Annotated in this window: 14 protein-coding genes; 6 read left to right on the top strand and 8 right to left on the bottom strand. The window is 67.1% G+C overall.

What is annotated here, in order from left to right; translation table 11 throughout:
* Positions 1 to 82: 82 nt before the first annotated feature.
* The 8 genes from mshB to EV651_RS07100 form a co-directional block, all read right to left on the bottom strand.
* Positions 83 to 994: an N-acetyl-1-D-myo-inositol-2-amino-2-deoxy-alpha-D-glucopyranoside deacetylase gene (gene mshB, locus EV651_RS07135; protein ID WP_133783224.1), complete on the bottom strand. Its 912-nt coding sequence runs from the start codon at positions 992 to 994 to the stop codon at positions 83 to 85.
* Between the two features lie 58 nt (positions 995 to 1,052).
* Positions 1,053 to 1,349 carry a LuxR C-terminal-related transcriptional regulator gene (locus tag EV651_RS07130; protein WP_133783222.1) on the bottom strand — a complete coding sequence of 99 codons (297 nt, stop codon included), beginning with the start codon at positions 1,347 to 1,349 and terminating at the stop codon, positions 1,053 to 1,055.
* Between the two features lie 157 nt (positions 1,350 to 1,506).
* Positions 1,507 to 3,180 carry an ABC transporter substrate-binding protein gene (locus EV651_RS07125; protein ID WP_166658518.1) on the bottom strand — a complete coding sequence of 558 codons (1,674 nt, stop codon included), beginning with the start codon at positions 3,178 to 3,180 and terminating at the stop codon, positions 1,507 to 1,509.
* 211 nt (positions 3,181 to 3,391) lie between these two features.
* Positions 3,392 to 4,435, bottom strand: a complete 1,044-nt coding sequence (locus EV651_RS07120) for an ABC transporter ATP-binding protein (protein WP_133783218.1) — start codon at positions 4,433 to 4,435, stop codon at positions 3,392 to 3,394.
* A 16-nt stretch (positions 4,436 to 4,451) separates the two neighbouring features.
* Positions 4,452 to 5,522, bottom strand: coding sequence for an ABC transporter ATP-binding protein (locus EV651_RS07115; RefSeq protein ID WP_133783216.1), 1,071 nt, complete (start codon positions 5,520 to 5,522; stop codon positions 4,452 to 4,454).
* 14 nt (positions 5,523 to 5,536) lie between these two features.
* Complete coding sequence (locus tag EV651_RS07110) at positions 5,537 to 6,541, bottom strand: ABC transporter permease (RefSeq protein ID WP_133783214.1); 1,005 nt, start codon at positions 6,539 to 6,541, stop codon at positions 5,537 to 5,539.
* Positions 6,542 to 6,546: 5 nt separating this feature from the next.
* Entirely contained in the window at positions 6,547 to 7,593 is a 1,047-nt protein-coding gene (locus EV651_RS07105) for an ABC transporter permease (RefSeq protein WP_133783212.1), read from the bottom strand.
* 145 nt (positions 7,594 to 7,738) lie between these two features.
* Entirely contained in the window at positions 7,739 to 8,128 is a 390-nt protein-coding gene (locus EV651_RS07100) for an NUDIX domain-containing protein (RefSeq protein WP_305000114.1), read from the bottom strand.
* A gap of 66 nt (positions 8,129 to 8,194) precedes the next feature.
* Between EV651_RS07100 and EV651_RS07095 the strand changes: the two genes are divergently transcribed.
* The 6 genes from EV651_RS07095 (at position 8,195) to EV651_RS07070 (ending at position 15,060) form a co-directional block, all read left to right on the top strand.
* Positions 8,195 to 8,833: a hypothetical protein gene (locus EV651_RS07095; protein WP_133783209.1), complete on the top strand. Its 639-nt coding sequence runs from the start codon at positions 8,195 to 8,197 to the stop codon at positions 8,831 to 8,833.
* A gap of 96 nt (positions 8,834 to 8,929) precedes the next feature.
* On the top strand, positions 8,930 to 9,214 hold the full coding sequence (locus EV651_RS07090; protein WP_133783207.1) for a hypothetical protein: 285 nt from the start codon (positions 8,930 to 8,932) through the stop codon (positions 9,212 to 9,214).
* Between the two features lie 79 nt (positions 9,215 to 9,293).
* Entirely contained in the window at positions 9,294 to 10,094 is an 801-nt protein-coding gene (locus EV651_RS07085) for a hypothetical protein (protein ID WP_133783205.1), read from the top strand.
* A gap of 7 nt (positions 10,095 to 10,101) precedes the next feature.
* Positions 10,102 to 11,979 (top strand): fumarate reductase/succinate dehydrogenase flavoprotein subunit, encoded by a 1,878-nt coding sequence (locus EV651_RS07080; RefSeq protein WP_133783203.1) that lies wholly within the window; start codon positions 10,102 to 10,104, stop codon positions 11,977 to 11,979.
* Between the two features lie 76 nt (positions 11,980 to 12,055).
* Positions 12,056 to 12,808 (top strand): succinate dehydrogenase/fumarate reductase iron-sulfur subunit, encoded by a 753-nt coding sequence (locus tag EV651_RS07075; RefSeq protein ID WP_133783201.1) that lies wholly within the window; start codon positions 12,056 to 12,058, stop codon positions 12,806 to 12,808.
* A 275-nt stretch (positions 12,809 to 13,083) separates the two neighbouring features.
* Complete coding sequence (locus EV651_RS07070) at positions 13,084 to 15,060, top strand: AarF/ABC1/UbiB kinase family protein (protein ID WP_133783199.1); 1,977 nt, start codon at positions 13,084 to 13,086, stop codon at positions 15,058 to 15,060.
* Positions 15,061 to 15,063 lie beyond the last annotated feature (3 nt).

Genomic DNA, 15,063 nt, shown 5'->3' with positions numbered 1-15,063 from the left:
CGGAGCATCGTGGCCTTTGCACCCGTGCGGCGAGGTGCCGTGCCGAGTGCCCCGCAGTAGGCGATGGATCACCAGACAGGACCTATAGGCCTGCGAACAGGTCGTGCTCCAGGCCGTCCGGGCCGGGGGCCGGGGTGCCCTTGACCAGGCGGTACGGCTCGGAGCTCCAGATCTGGTTGCCGAGGTTGTTCGACAGCGCGAAGAACGGGCCGTCGACGGTGATCTGGGTGGCGTGCGCCTTCATCGCGTTCATCTTCCGGTCAATGAACTCCTCCCCCTCGATCACGCAGTCGATCAGCCGGTCCGGCGTGACGAACGGACCGAGCGGACCTTCGGGGTCCATGCCCTCGAAGGTGGTCGTGTCACCGGATTCACGCAGCAGCCGGAGCTGCTGCCGCATCCGTGACTCGGCCATCGCGGTCCAGTAGATCTTCGGGATGTCCCACGCCGGTCCGAGATCCTCGCGGTACGACCGGGAGGCGGCAAGGTCAGCGGCGTACGTCGCCACCCGGTGGGCCTTGATGTGGTCGGGATGCCCGTAGTTGCCGTACTGGTCGTAGGTCACGAGCACCTGAGGGCGGACCTCACGGATGACCGGGACCAGGTCGTCGGCCGCGGTCAGCAGGTCGGCCTGCCAGAAACTGTCCTTGCGGGTCTCCGGCGGGACGTCCGCGTTGCCCTCGGCGTTGTAGATCATCCCGGTGTCGCGGTACTTCCCCGCGCCGCCGAGGAACCGGTGGTCGGTGACACCGAGCTCGGCCATCGCGTTCGCGAGCTCACCGATCCGGTGCTCGCCGAGGCCGTCTTCCTGGTCGGCGGCCAGGTGGGCCAGCGCGGGGACGAGGACCTCGCCCTCCTCGCCGAGGGTGCAGGTGATCAGGGTGACGTGGGCGCCCTCCGCGACGTAGCGCGCCATCGTCACACCGTTGTTGATGGTTTCGTCGTCCGGGTGGGCGTGCACCAGCAGCAGCCGGCGCTCAGCAAGCTCAACCATGCCGAAAGCCTACGTCGACCCGCCGACAGTTCATCTGGCAGTTCTCCCGGCAGCGGGCTCAGCCGAAGCGGCGGACCAGCAGACAGCCGGCCTGGAACCGCGATTTGGCGCCGAGCCCGGCGATCAGCGCGCTGATCTCGGAGCGTACGGTCCGCAGCGACAGTCCGAGGTCGCGCGCGATCGCGGCGTCCTTCGCACCGGTCGACATCATCCGGCCGATCGTCACCTGGCGGCTGGTCAGCTCCTTCACCGCGGCGGGAGTCCGCCGGTGCGATCCGAGCTCGTAGACCTCACAGACGACCTCTGGTGCGACGTCTTCCAACCGCACCGCCTCAACTGCCGGATACACCGACATGCGTCACTCCTCCCCAAGAGTTCAGGAAAGGATTCTCGTCCCCGGGCCGGACCACGTGCCAGGTACAACCCGTACAAACCACCCATACAGTTGCGGTGCCTGAACAGCGAGAAGGGCGGCGCCGTCAGGCACCGCCCTTCTCAGAAGTGTGCTGCGATCAGCTCACTTTCTTCACACCGATCTGCGTCAGGTCGGGGAACCCACCGGTGTTCGGGTCGGTCACCACGTTGTCGAGGTTCGAGCCCACGACGTACACGTTGAGGTCCTGGACGGTCGGCACGATCGGAGCCGTCTTCATGATCTCGACGTACAGGTCGGACAGACCGGACTCGATCTTGTTCTTGTCGGTCTCGGACTGCAGAGCCTTCATCTTGTCCCAGCCGGCCTGGCTGCGCGCGTAGTTGTTCTGCGCGGGCTTGTTCGGCGCGCTGGTGTCCGGGCCGAAGACGGACGGCACGATCGTCGTCAGGCTCGCCCAGTCGTAGCACCAGCCGGCGGTGATCAGGTCGGTCGCCGCGGAGTCCTGCTGCTGCGTCGAGTAGTAGTTGTCACCCGGGATCTTCTGGATCTCGACGTTGACCCCGATGGCCTTCCAGGACGCCTGGGCAGCCTCGGCGGCCTTGACGGCCAGACCCGAGTCCGCCGTACCCAGGACGAGCTTCTCGCCCTTGTAGCCGGCCTCGGTCAGCAACTGCTTGGCCTTCGCCGGGTCGCCCTGCTCCGGAGCCTTGAAGTTCTCCTCCGGCTTGTAGCCCTCCATGTCCTGCGGAATGATCGAGTCGACCACCTTGGCCAGGCGCTCGCCACCACGGCCGTCCCGGTAGCTCGTCCGGTCCAGACCGTAGTACAGGGCCTCGCGCAGCTTCTGGTTCTTCAGCAACGGCTTCTGCTGGTTGAACGCGATGTACCTGCGGCAGATATCGGTGCCCTCGACCACGCGGTCCTTCACGTTCGGCTGGTTCGTCTTGGCGATGTTCTCCGGCTGCACACCGGCGAAGCTCAGCGAGCTCTGGTCCGCCGCGCCGTTCGCGATCAGCCGCTGGTCGACGGTCGCCTCGGCGTCACCGAACTTGAAGATGAACTTGTCCGGCCGCGCGTCGCGCAGCGGGTCGGTCTTCTGGTCCCAGTTGGTGTTGCGGACCAGCACCAGCTGCTTCTTGCGGGTGTACGACTCGATCTTGTACGGGCCGCTCGACACCGGGTGGTTGTCGTACTGCGTCTTGGTGTCCTTCGCCTTCGGCACCGGCGCGAAGACCTTCATGCTCGCCGTACCGTCGAACGACGCGACCGGGCGGTTCAGCTTGAACGTGATCGTCTTCTCGTCCGGAACCTCGATCGCGGTACAGCCCTTGCCGCCGTTGTTGTCCGCGACGTACGGGCCCTTGTAGCCCTTGCAGTCGAGGTACTCGTGCGCGTACGGCGCACCCTCGGCCATGTCCGCGGCGAACGACCGCTCCGCGTTGTACTTGATGTCGGCGGCCACGATCGGCGTGCCGTCCTCGTACTTCAGCCCGTCCTTCAGCTTGAAGGTCCAGGTCTTGAAGTCCGGGCTCGCCTCGTAGCTCTCCGCGAGGTCCTTCTCGAGGATGATCTTCTTCGCCTTGGCGTCGTAGCGGTAGTCCGTCAGCGTCCGGGTGATCAGCTTGCCGATCATCTGCGAGTCGGTGACGAAGTTCCGCGCCGGGTCGAGGTGCTCGACGTCGTTGACGGCGTAGACGGTGACGGTGCCCCCCTTGGCACCAGCCGTTGCCTGCCCGCTCGGCGTATTGCTGTTTCCCCCGCCGCAGGCAACCGCGGTCAGGCTCAGTCCGAACCCAACGGCGATTGCCACTCCGGTTCGTTTGAGGTGATCCATGGCCAGTGTTTCCTTCCTTGTGTTGACACTTGTCGCCGGGTCGCGGCGGCTCGAAGAAAGTGATCTACGTCGTGTGGCGGTCATCAACTCACGTGTTCACAAACTGCGCAATGAGGTTTGGGCCGCTTGACCGGATCGTGATCCCTTCAATGCCGTCGGTACACCAGACCAACGCTCTGTGTAGTCGTCAGACCACGTCCCGTTCCTCGGGGAAGTGGCAAGCCGCTTGATGGCCCGGGGCTCCGATCTGCAGCAGCGGCGGCTCTTCCGCGGCGCAGATCTCCTGTGCCTTCCAGCACCTGGTCCGGAATCGGCACCCCGAGGGCGGGTTCAGTGGGCTCGGTACGTCGCCCGTCAGCCGGATCCGCTCGCGCGCTTCCTCGGCGTCCGGGTCGGCCTCCGGCACCGCGGACAGCAGCGCGTGCGTGTACGGGTGCCGGGCGTGGTTGTAGAGCTCGTCGCGGTCGGCGGTCTCGACGATCTTGCCGAGGTACATCACCGCGACCCGGTCGGAGATGTGCCGGATCACCGACAGGTCGTGCGCGATGAACAGGTAGGCGAGGCCGAACTCGTCCTGCAGATCCTCGAGCAGGTTGACGATCTGCGCCTGGATCGACACGTCGAGCGCGGACACCGGCTCGTCGCAGACGATCAGCTTCGGCCGCAGCGCGAGCGCCCGGGCGACGCCGATCCGCTGTCGCTGGCCGCCGGAGAACTCGTGCGGATAGCGGTTGTAGTGCTCGGGATTCAGCCCGACCCGTTCCATCAGGGTCTGAACCGCCTTCTTCGTCCCGCTCTCGCTCTTCACCTTCTGGATGTCGAACGGCGCCGCGATGATGGTGCCGACGGTCTGCCGCGGGTTCAGCGACGAGAACGGGTCCTGGAAGATCATCTGGACCTCCCGCCGGAACGGGCGCATCCGGGCCCGGTTCAGGTGGGTGATGTCCGAGCCCATGAACGAGATCGAGCCGCCGGTCGGCTCGTCCAGCCTCGTCACCAGCCGGCCGGTGGTGGTCTTCCCGCAGCCGGACTCACCGACCACGCCGAGCGTCTCGCCGGCGTGGATGGTGAGGTCGACGCCGTCGACCGCCTTCACCGCACCGGTCTGCCGCTGGAGGATGATCCCCTGCGTCACCGGGAAATAGCGTTGCAGCCCGCGCGTCTCGAGCAGCAGTTCGCCGCGCTCGGGCTGCTTGCCGGCCGTCTGCTCGGCAGATGTCGTCGTACTCACCAGCACTCCCCCGCCATCAGAGGCTCGGCTTGATCTGCTCGGTGAACAGCTGCTTGCGCTGCTCCGACCTGATGTGGCACCGCACCCGATGCTGTTCCTGGTCGATCTGCAGCAGTTCCGGGAGCTCGGTGGAGCAGTTCGCTCCCTCGACATGGTCCTGGTAGTCGCAGCGCGGCTGGAACGGGCAGCCCTTGGGCAGGTTGATCAGCGACGGCGGAGTACCCCGGATCGACTTGAGCCGCCCGTCGCCGCTGCGGTTCACGCGCGGGATCGAGCCCAGCAAACCCCAGGTGTACGGCATCTCGGGCCGGTAGAAGATGTCCCGGACGCTGCCGGACTCGACCACGCGGCCGCCGTACATCACCACGACGTTCTCGGTCATCTTGGCAACCACACCGAGGTCGTGGGTGATCAGGATGATCGCGGAGTTGAACTCCTTCTGCAGATCCTTCATCAGGTCCAGGATCTGGGCCTGGACGGTGACGTCGAGTGCGGTGGTCGGCTCGTCGGCGATCAGCAGCGCGGGATCGCACATCAGCGCCATCGCGATCATCGCGCGCTGCCGCATACCGCCGGAGAACTGATGCGGGTAGTCGTAGAACCGCTTGTCCGGCGACGGAATGCCGACCCGGTCGAGCAGGTCGATGGCGCGCTTCTTCGCCACCGACTTCGGCGTGTCGTTGTGCACGAGGAAGGCCTCGGTGAGCTGGTCACCGACCCGGAAGAACGGGTGCATCGCCGACAACGGGTCCTGGAAGATCATCGCGACCTGCTGGCCGCGCAGCGCCCGCATCTCGGGCACCGACATCCCCACCAGTTCGGCGCCGTCCAGCCAGATCTCGCCGCTCACCCTGGCCTTGCTGCCCTTGTGCAGGCCCATGATGGCCAGGCTGGACACGCTCTTGCCGGAGCCGGACTCGCCGACGATGCCGAGCGTCTTGCCCCGCTCGAGGGTGAAGTTCAGGCCGTTGACGGCCTTCACCAGCCCGTCGTCGGTCGGGAAGTGCACCTGCAGGTCCTTGACCTCCAGGAACGGCTTTCCGGCGCGGGTTCCCGCCGGCGACGCACTGGTCACGGATTCGGTCATCTCACCTCACCTGATCAGGACAGCCGCACGCGCGGGTCGATGACGGCGTACAGGACGTCGACGACGATGTTCGCGAGCACCACGAAGATCGCCGCGAACAGCACCACGCCCATGATCGCGGGCAGGTCGTTGCTGAGCACGGAGTCGATGGAGAACTTGCCGAGGCCGGTGATGCTGAAGATCTGTTCGGTGATCACCGCGCCGCCGAGCAGGCCGCCGACGTCCAGGCCGAAGATGGTCACGATCGGGGTCAGCGCGGACCGCAGCCCGTGCTTGAAGACCACGGTCCGCTCGGTCAGGCCCTTGGCCCGGGCCGTCCGGATGTAGTCCTCGTTCATGGTGTCGATCATGTTGGCCCTGGTGATCCGGGTGTAGAGCGCCGCGAACACCAGCGCGAGCGTGATCCAGGGCAGGATGTAGAACTGCAGCCACTTCACCGGACCGACCGTGAACAAGGCGGCGTTCGCCGTGTCCGGGAACGGGACCCACTTCAGTTTGACGATGAACAGGAACAGCAGCAGGTAGCCGAACACGATCGTCGGGAAGGACACCCCGAACAAGGCCAGGCCGACGCTGAACTTGTCGATGAACTTGCCCTTGCGCAGCGCCGCTATCAGGCCGAGCATCACGCCCGACAACAGCCAGAGGACGGCGGCTCCGAGGGCCAGCCACAGTGTCGACGGGAACGCGTCCTTGATCGAGTTCCAGACCGGGATGCCGTTCTGGTACGACTCACCGAAGCAAGGCCACGGGCAGTTGCGCTCGTTGCCCTCGGATCCGATCGTCCGGCCGCCCGGGCTCACCAGGCCCTGCATGTACTGGCCGTACTGCACGACCAGCGGCTTGTCGAAGCCGTACGTCGCGTTGACCTGTGCGACTGTCTCCGCGTTGCAGTTCTTGCCGCAGATGAGCAACGCGGGGTTCGCCGGCGTGGCCCAGAACAGGAAGAACGTGATCGCGCTGATCACGATCAGGACGAACACCGCCTGGATCAGACGGCGGATGAGATAACGGCCCACCGGGGTCAGCTCCTTCCGGCGCGCGGATCGAGGGCGTCCCGGACCGAGTCGCCGAGCAGGTTGAACGCCAGCACGGTGATGAACAGCGCCATCCCCGGGAAGAACAGGTACAGCGGGTTGCCCTCGATCCAGTTCGACGCGTCGGAGATCATCCGGCCCCACGAGGAGGTCGGCTCCTTGATGCCGACACCCAGGAAGGACAGCGCCGCCTCGGCGGTGATGTTGGTCGGGAGCAGCAGGGTCGTGTACACCAGCAGCGTCGGCACCATGTTCGGCAGGATCTGCCGGAAGAGCACGTAGTTCGGGCCGGCGCCCAGTGATCTGGCGGCCTCCACGAACTCGCGCTCACGGAGCGAAAGTGTCTGACCACGGACGATGCGCGCCAGGTACGCCCAGCCGAAGAAGCCGAGGACGAACATCAGCACGCCCATGCGCAGCGTGTTGTTGTCAGGGATGCCGAACAGATCCTGGGCGCGCGAGGCGACCACCGGAGTCAGCGCCATCACGAACAGCAGCGACGGGAAGCTCAGCATGATGTCCATCAGCCGGCTGAGCAGCGTGTCGACCCAGCCGCCGAAGTACCCGGACACCATCCCGATCACCGTGCCGAGCACGACCGCGATGATGGTGCCGCCGAGCGCGACGAGCAGCGAGACCCGGGTGCCGTAGACCAGCCGGGAGAAGATGTCGCGGCCGTTCTGCGGCTCGATGCCGAGCCAGTGCTCGGAGCTCGTGCCGCTGCCCCACAACCCGCCGATCGGGATGCCGCCGTCGCGCGTGTTCAGCAACGGGTTCCCGTGCGCGTCGACCTTGTTGAACTGATCGGGCGGGAACCCGTTCAGCTTCACGATCAGCGGCGCGAACAGCGCCACCAGGATGATCAACAGGATCACGATCGCGCTGATGATCGCGATCTTGTCACGCCGCAGCCGTGTCCAGGCGATCTCGCCGGGCGAGCGGCCTTCGATCTCCTTCGCCTCGGCAGTCTCGACCAGAGCATCTGTCGGCAGCCCCTCATCGGGAGACTGCGTCTCCGATACCCCCAGCGTCATCGCCGTCACCCGTCCTTCATGGTGATGCACCCCGCACCTTTGACCCGAGCTCGCCGGGTTGCCGGGAACCCTACGTATCTCGCAGTGTGGACGCCATGGGAAGCCGACGCTAGTCACCGAATCGTGACCGGTGTGACTTCCGCCACTACCGGCGGGTTCGGAGCGCCCGGACGAAGGGACGATCGGCTACCAACCAGTCACTCTCGTCGAGGTCCTCCGGCGCGAACCACCGCAGCTCCGAGTGCTCACGCAGTACCGGGTCGCCCGCGACGATCACCGCCCGGTAGACGTGCAGCCGGTACGCAGCCGAGATGTCCACGCCGGGTCCCAGCGACTCGCCGACCTTGATCTCCAGCTCGAGCTCCTCGCGGATCTCCCGGACCGCGGCCTGCTCGTCGGTCTCCCCCGGCTCGACCTTGCCGCCCGGGAACTCCCAGCCGCCGTCCGGCCCCGGCCGGTACGCCGCCAGCACCAGGCCGTCCCGTACCACCGCGACACCCACCACGATCTGCTGCACTGCGTTGATTCCTCCCACCACCCCTCCGCCCCGGCCAGGGCGACTCTGCCAGAAACTGTCCGTCCCGTCAGACATCATCCCGGTATGCCGTTGCAGAACAGGGTTCTGCCCACCCAGGAGATCGTCGCCGACCCCGGCCGCGGCCTGCTGATGGGCAATCGCGGCAGCCTGCACGGCCCCGACCGCCGCCTCGGCACGACCCGCTGGCGGTCGAAGGCGTGGATCTGCTGTGTCCTCGACTGGAAAGGGATCCGCCGCGATCCGATGCCGCCCGGCCGCTGGACCGCACTGTTCTTCTTCGACGAAGCGGTCGCGCTCGCCGCCGGCCATCGGCCCTGTCATTACTGCCGCCGCAGGGATTTCCTGCTGTACGCCGGTGCGTGGGCGAGCGGCCGCGGCCTGTCCGAACGCCCACGGGCCGCCGAGCTGGACGCCGTACTGCACCATGAGCGCGTCGAGTCACGCACCAGGCGGCAGCGAACGACCGTCCAGGACTTCTCCGGACTGCCCGACGGCGCCATGGTGCGGTTCGACGGCAGACCCGCGCTGGTGCTCGATCAGCAGGTGCTGCCGTGGTCGTGGGAGGGGTACGGCGAGGCGCTGCGGCCGCCCGGTCTGCGCGAGGTCGAGGTCCTCACGCCGCCCGCGAATCTCGTTGTCCTACAGGCCGGATTCGCCCCATTACTCCACCCGTCGGCGCACTCGCAACTGAGGCAAGCCTAACTGGAAACACGCCGTACCGAGGGGTCTTCCGTTGGGCGCTCGGCAGGGGCAAAGTGTGCCCATACTGACAGCTACATAACCATCACTGGAGTCGGCATGGACAACACCGTGGCAGCCGTGCAGCGCGCTCTCGAGGTGTTGCACGCAGGAGTCGGCAAACTCAGCCAGGAGTACGGTGACACCCTCGGCATCCGCCGCCTGGTGTCCGATGTGGCCCGGCTGAGCGACGATCTCGCAGAGCTCGGCCCGCCCGACCCCAGGCACAGGCCCGGACCCGTTCCGGAGGAACTCGAGGAGATTCCCGACGTGGAATATGACGCGTCCATGTGGACCGACGCGGAACACGAAGGCTTCGGCGCGCCGGACAGGCACGCCCCGTGAACGAGCGAAGCGAGCGAACCATCAAATACAGCGCCCTGTGGACAGCAGAACCGCCCGCAGCGAAGCGAGGACGGTTCTGATGGCCACGGGAGTTAGTGCGCCGGGCCGCGCTCAAGTAGGCCTCAAGACTGCAAGAACGGATCGATGGTGGCTCGCGCCGTTGCGTATCGGCGTGATCCTGCTCTTCTTCGTCGTCTACGCGACGATCCGGATCTTCATGAACAAGTGGTACTGGGTCGACGCGTACCACTACCTCACGCCGCTGTACTCGCCCTGTCTGACCAGCAGCTGTGTCGAGGGTTCCAGCCATCTCGGCACCTGGTTCGGGAACTTCCCGCGCTTCCTGCCGTTCAGCCTGATCACGTTCGTGGTCCTGGCCGGCTTCCGCGGCACCTGCTACTACTACCGCAAGGCGGGGTACCGGTCGCTGTTCTTCGCGCCGGCCGCCTGCGCGGTCCCCGAGCCGCACAAGAACTACACCGGTGAGCGGAAGTTCCCGCTGATCGCGCTGAACCTGCACCGATACTTCTTCTACGGCGCCCTGGTCTTCGGTGTGCTGAACATCTACGACGGCGTCCAGGCCTTCCACGGTGACGGCGGCGGCTTCGGGATCGGTCTCGGCACGGTGATCATCTGGATCAACCTGGTGATGCTGTGGCTGTACACGCTGTCCTGCCACGCCTGCCGGCACATCGTCGGCGGCCGCCTGAAGAACTTCTCCAAGCACCCGATGCGCTACCGGTACTGGACCTTCGTGTCCAAGCTGAACCCGAAGCACGGCACCTTCGCGATGACGTCGCTGTTCACCGTGATCCTGACCGACTTCTACATCATGGCGGTCTCCGCCGGGTGGTTCTCCGACCTGCGCATCATCAATTGAGGATTTCATGACTGAGCTGGAACGACACTCCTACGACGTCGTCGTGATCGGGGCCGGCGGCGCCGGCCTGCGCGCGGCGATCGAGGCCCGTGAGCAGGGCAAGAAGACCGCGATCATCTGCAAGTCGCTGTTCGGCAAGGCGCACACGGTGATGGCCGAGGGCGGCTGCGCGGCCGCGATGGGCAACGCGAACTCCAACGACAACTGGCAGGTCCACTACCGCGACACGATGCGCGGCGGGAAGTTCCTGAACAACTGGCGGATGGCCGAACTGCACGCGCAGGAGGCCCCCGACCGGGTGTGGGAGCTGGAGACGTACGGCGCGCTCTTCGACCGAACGCCCGACGGCCGGATCAGCCAGCGCAACTTCGGCGGTCACACCTACCCGCGGCTCGCGCACGTCGGCGACCGCACCGGCCTGGAGCTGATCCGCACCCTGCAGCAGAAGATCGTCTCGCTGCAGCAGGAGGACTTCGAGGCCACCGGCGACTACGAGGCGAACCTCAAGGTGTACGCCGAGTGCACGATCACCGAGTTGATGAAGGACGGGGACGCGATCTCCGGCGCCTTCGGGTACTGGCGTGAGTCCGGGCGGTTCATCCTGTTCGACGCGCCGGCCGTCGTACTGGCGACCGGTGGCGTCGGCAAGTCCTTCAAGGTTACCTCGAACTCCTGGGAGTACACCGGTGACGGGCACGCGCTGGCGATGCGGGCCGGCGCGACGCTGATCAACATGGAGTTCATCCAGTTCCACCCGACCGGCATGGTCTGGCCGCCGTCGGTGAAGGGCATCCTGGTCACGGAGTCGGTCCGCGGCGACGGCGGCGTACTGAAGAACTCCGAGGGCAAGCGGTTCATGTTCGAGTACGTGCCGGACGTGTTCCGGGCGCAGTACGCCGAGACCGAGGACGAGGCGGACCGCTGGTACAAGGACCCGGACAACAACCGGCGCCCACCGGAGCTGCTGCCCCGCGACGAGGTCGCCCGCGCGATCAACTCCGAGGTGAAGGCCGGCCGCGGTACGCCGCACGGCGGCGTCTTCCTGGACGTGTCCTCTCGGCTCCCGGCCGAGGAGATCACCCGGCGGCTGCCGTCGATGCACCACCAGTTCAAGGAGCTGGCCGACGTCGACATCACCGCGGAGCCGATGGAGGTCGGTCCGACCTGCCATTACGTGATGGGCGGCGTCGAGGTCGACCCGGACACCGCGTCGTCCGTCGTACCGGGCCTGTTCGCCGCGGGTGAGGTTGCCGGCGGCATGCACGGCTCGAACCGGCTCGGCGGCAACTCGCTGTCCGACCTGCTGGTCTTCGGGCGGCGGGCCGGGATGGGGGCCGCGATGTACGTCGACGGGCTGCAGGAGCGCCCGAAGATCGACGAGGCCGACGTCGACGCGGCGGCCGCGGACGCGCTGGCGCCGTTCGAGCTCGAGGGCGGCGAGAACCCGTACACGATCCACCAGGAACTGCAGCAGTCGATGAACGACCTGGTCGGCATCATCCGCAAGGAAGAAGAGATGGAGCAGGCGCTCGGCCGCCTGTCCGAGTTCCGCAGCCGGATCGCGAAGATGACGGTGGAGGGTCACCGGCAGTTCAACCCGGGCTGGCACCTCGCGCTCGACCTGCGCAACATGCTGACCGTGTCGGAGTGCGTGGCCGGGGCGGCGCTGATGCGGCAGGAGTCGCGTGGCGGGCACACGCGCGACGACTTCCCAGGGATGAACCCCGAGTGGCGCAAGAAGCTGCTGGTGTGCGCGCTGGACGCCGACGGCGTCGTCAACGTCACCGAGAAGGAGCAGATCCCGATGCGCGAGGACCTGCTGGAGCTGTTCGAGCTCGACGAGCTGAAGAAGTACCTGACAGACGAGGAGCTGCCGGCCACATGACCGAGCGAAGCGAGGGCATCAAACAGCACAGCGTGTTTCGTGCCTCATCGGCGCCCGGAGCGAAGCGAGGACGTCGATGAGTTACAAGGGCAAATTCCGCGTCTGGCGCGGGGACTCCGAGGGCGGGGAGCTCAAGGACTACGAGGTCGAGGTGAACGAGGGCGAGGTCGTCCTCGACGTCATCCACCGGCTGCAGGCCACCCAGACCCCCGACATGGCGGTCCGGTGGAACTGCAAGGCCGGCAAGTGCGGCTCGTGCAGCGCCGAGATCAACGGCATGCCGAAGCTGATGTGCATGTGCCGGATGAACACGTTCGCCGAGGACGAGGTCGTCACGGTCACGCCGATGCGCACCTTCCCGGTGATCCGGGACCTGGTCACGGACGTCTCGTTCAACTACCAGAAGGCGCGCGAGGTGCCGGCCTTCAAGCCGCCGGCGGACCTGAAGCCGGGCGAGTACCGGATGCAGCAGCAGGACGTGGAGCGCTCGCAGGAGTTCCGCAAGTGCATCGAGTGCTTCCTGTGCCAGGACACCTGCCACGTGATCCGTGACCACGAGGAGAACAAGGAGTCGTTCTCCGGTCCGCGGTTCCTGATGCGGATCGCCGAGCTGGACATGCACCCGCTCGACGCCGCCGACCGGCAGCACGCCGCGCAGGAGCAGCACGGTCTGGGCTTCTGCAACATCACCAAGTGCTGCACCGAGGTGTGCCCCGAGCACATCAAGATCACCGACAACGCGCTGATCCCGATGAAGGAACGCGTCGTCGACCGCAAGTACGACCCGCTGGTCTGGCTCGGCAACAAGATCCGCCGCCGCCCCGCCTGACCGCGGTACGACGAGCCCGCGGACCGCAGTACGACAGGCCCGCACTCGCAGCATCCCGAGCCCCCTGGCCCCACCCGGTGCCAGGGGGCTCGCGCATGTCACCCCGCCCCGCCTTTTCGGGGTTGACCCACCAGATGCTGGGTTGGCACCTCGTATTGCGGGCGCGAACCCAGCCTCTCGTGGGTGGACCCACCAAAAATGGGGAGGCGGTTTCGGGGGTGGGTCACTCGCGTGGGTGAGTCGGGTGGGGGTGTTGGGCGCTTAGGGTGCCGGACATGGACGTTGTGGTGCTGCGGCTGGTGAATCTGGTCCTTTTCATGATGGTTTTCGTGCCGATCTCGCAGCGGTTGCTCGGGGTGCGGTTCGGGCTCGGGCGCCTCGCGGTCGGGGCGTTGATCACGCTGAGCATCTCCGGGCCGCTGGCGATCGCGATGATCGGTACGCCGCCGTGGACCGGATCGAACGGCGCCGCGATCGCGTTCATGGCGCTGATCGCGCTCTGCTCGATGCTCGCCGGCCTGGTGTTCCTGGTCCTGGCCGAGGCGCTGGTGCCTACCGGGTCGTTGCCGCGGGCCCGTGATCTGCGGCGGGACCTGAGCGGGCGGATCGCGCGCACCCGGCGGTACCTGCAGATCCTGCGGATCGCGATCAAGCACGGGCTCGGCCCGTACCTGCGCGGCCGCCGCCGTCCCGGCCGGGAGAACGTCGCGGGCCAGGCCGAGCTGGCCAGGTCCCTGCGGCTCGCCCTCGACGAGGCCGGTGTCACGTTCGTCAAGCTCGGCCAGGTGCTGTCCACGCGCAGCGACGTCATCCCCCAGTCGGTCGCCACCGAGCTCAGCCGTCTCCAGGATCAGGTCACGCCGGCGCCCTGGCCACAGATCGAGGAGATCCTCACCGAAGAACTCGGCGCCCCGCCGTCCGAGCTGTACGCCGCCTTCGACACCGAACCGCTCGCCGCGGCCTCGGTCGCCCAGGTCTACACCGCCCGCCTCACCAACGGCACGGACGTGGTGGTGAAGGTTCAGCGGCCTGGGATCGCCGGGCTTGTCGACCGGGACCTCGACATCGTCCGGAGGCTCGCCAGGCTGCTGGACCGCAACACCGACTGGGGGCGCTCGATGGGAGTGCGGGCGCTCGCCGACGGGTTCGCGGACGCGATGCGCGAGGAGCTCGATTTCACCGTCGAGGCGGGGAACATGACCACGGTGGCCGCCGGCAAGTCCGTTGCTGCCAGCAATGACCTCGTCGTACCGCGGCTGTATCCGGAGCGCTGCACCCGCCGCGTCCTCACCATGGAACGGCTCGACGGCATCGGCCTCGGCAATGCCGTCGAGGCGATCGCCGACCGCGGCCTCGACCCGGTCCGCCTCGGCCGCGCGCTGTTCGAGTGCCTGCTCGGCCAGGTGGCGATCGACGGCGTCTTCCACGCCGACCCGCACCCGGGCAACTTCCTGCTGCTGACCGACGGCCGGATCGGCATGCTCGACCTCGGCTCGGTCGGCCGCCTCGACCCCGCGACCCGCGAGGCCCTGCAACGCTTCCTGCTCGCCGTCGACCACGGCGACCCGGTGTCGGCCACCGATGCCCTGCTGGAGATCGTCTACCGCCCGGACGTCATCGACGAACGCGCACTGGAGCGCTCCGTCGGCCAGTTCATGACCAGACACCTCGCGGCCGGCGTGACGCTCGGCCCGGCGATGTTCAACGACCTGTTCAAGATCATCACGTCGCACGAGCTCGGCGTACCGCCCGAGGTCGCCGCCGTGTTCCGCGCGCTCGCCACGATCGAAGGCACCATCTCCCGGATCTCCCCCAGCTTCGACCTGGTCGCGGCGTCCCGCCAGTTCGCCGGCGCGCACGTGACCGACCGGCTCGCGCCCGAGGCACTCCGCCGTACGGCGACCGAGGAACTCGCCACGCTGCTCCCGATGTTGCGCCGCCTGCCGCGCCGGATCGACCGGATCGCGGCCGCGGCGGAGAGCGGTCGGCTCGGCGTGAACGTCCGCCTGTTCGCCGACGAACGCGACCGCCGGCACTTCACCGGACTGCTCCACCAGGCGCTGCTAGCAGTGCTAGGTGCGACCGCGGGCATCATGGCGGTCCTGCTGCTCGGTACGCCGGGCGGCCCGAAGGTCACCGACTCGATGACGTTGTTCCAGCTGTTCGGCTACAACCTGCTGGTGATCTGCGCAGTGCTCGTGCTCCGCGTCCTGGTCCTGATCTTCCGACTACCGGGAACCCGCTCGCCTTGACTT

This window comes from Kribbella sp. VKM Ac-2571 (genome assembly GCF_004362255.1).
Lineage (GTDB): Bacteria > Actinomycetota > Actinomycetes > Propionibacteriales > Kribbellaceae > Kribbella > Kribbella pratensis.
Note: the sequence above shows the minus strand (reverse complement) of the source record. Positions and strands in the feature narration are given on the sequence as shown.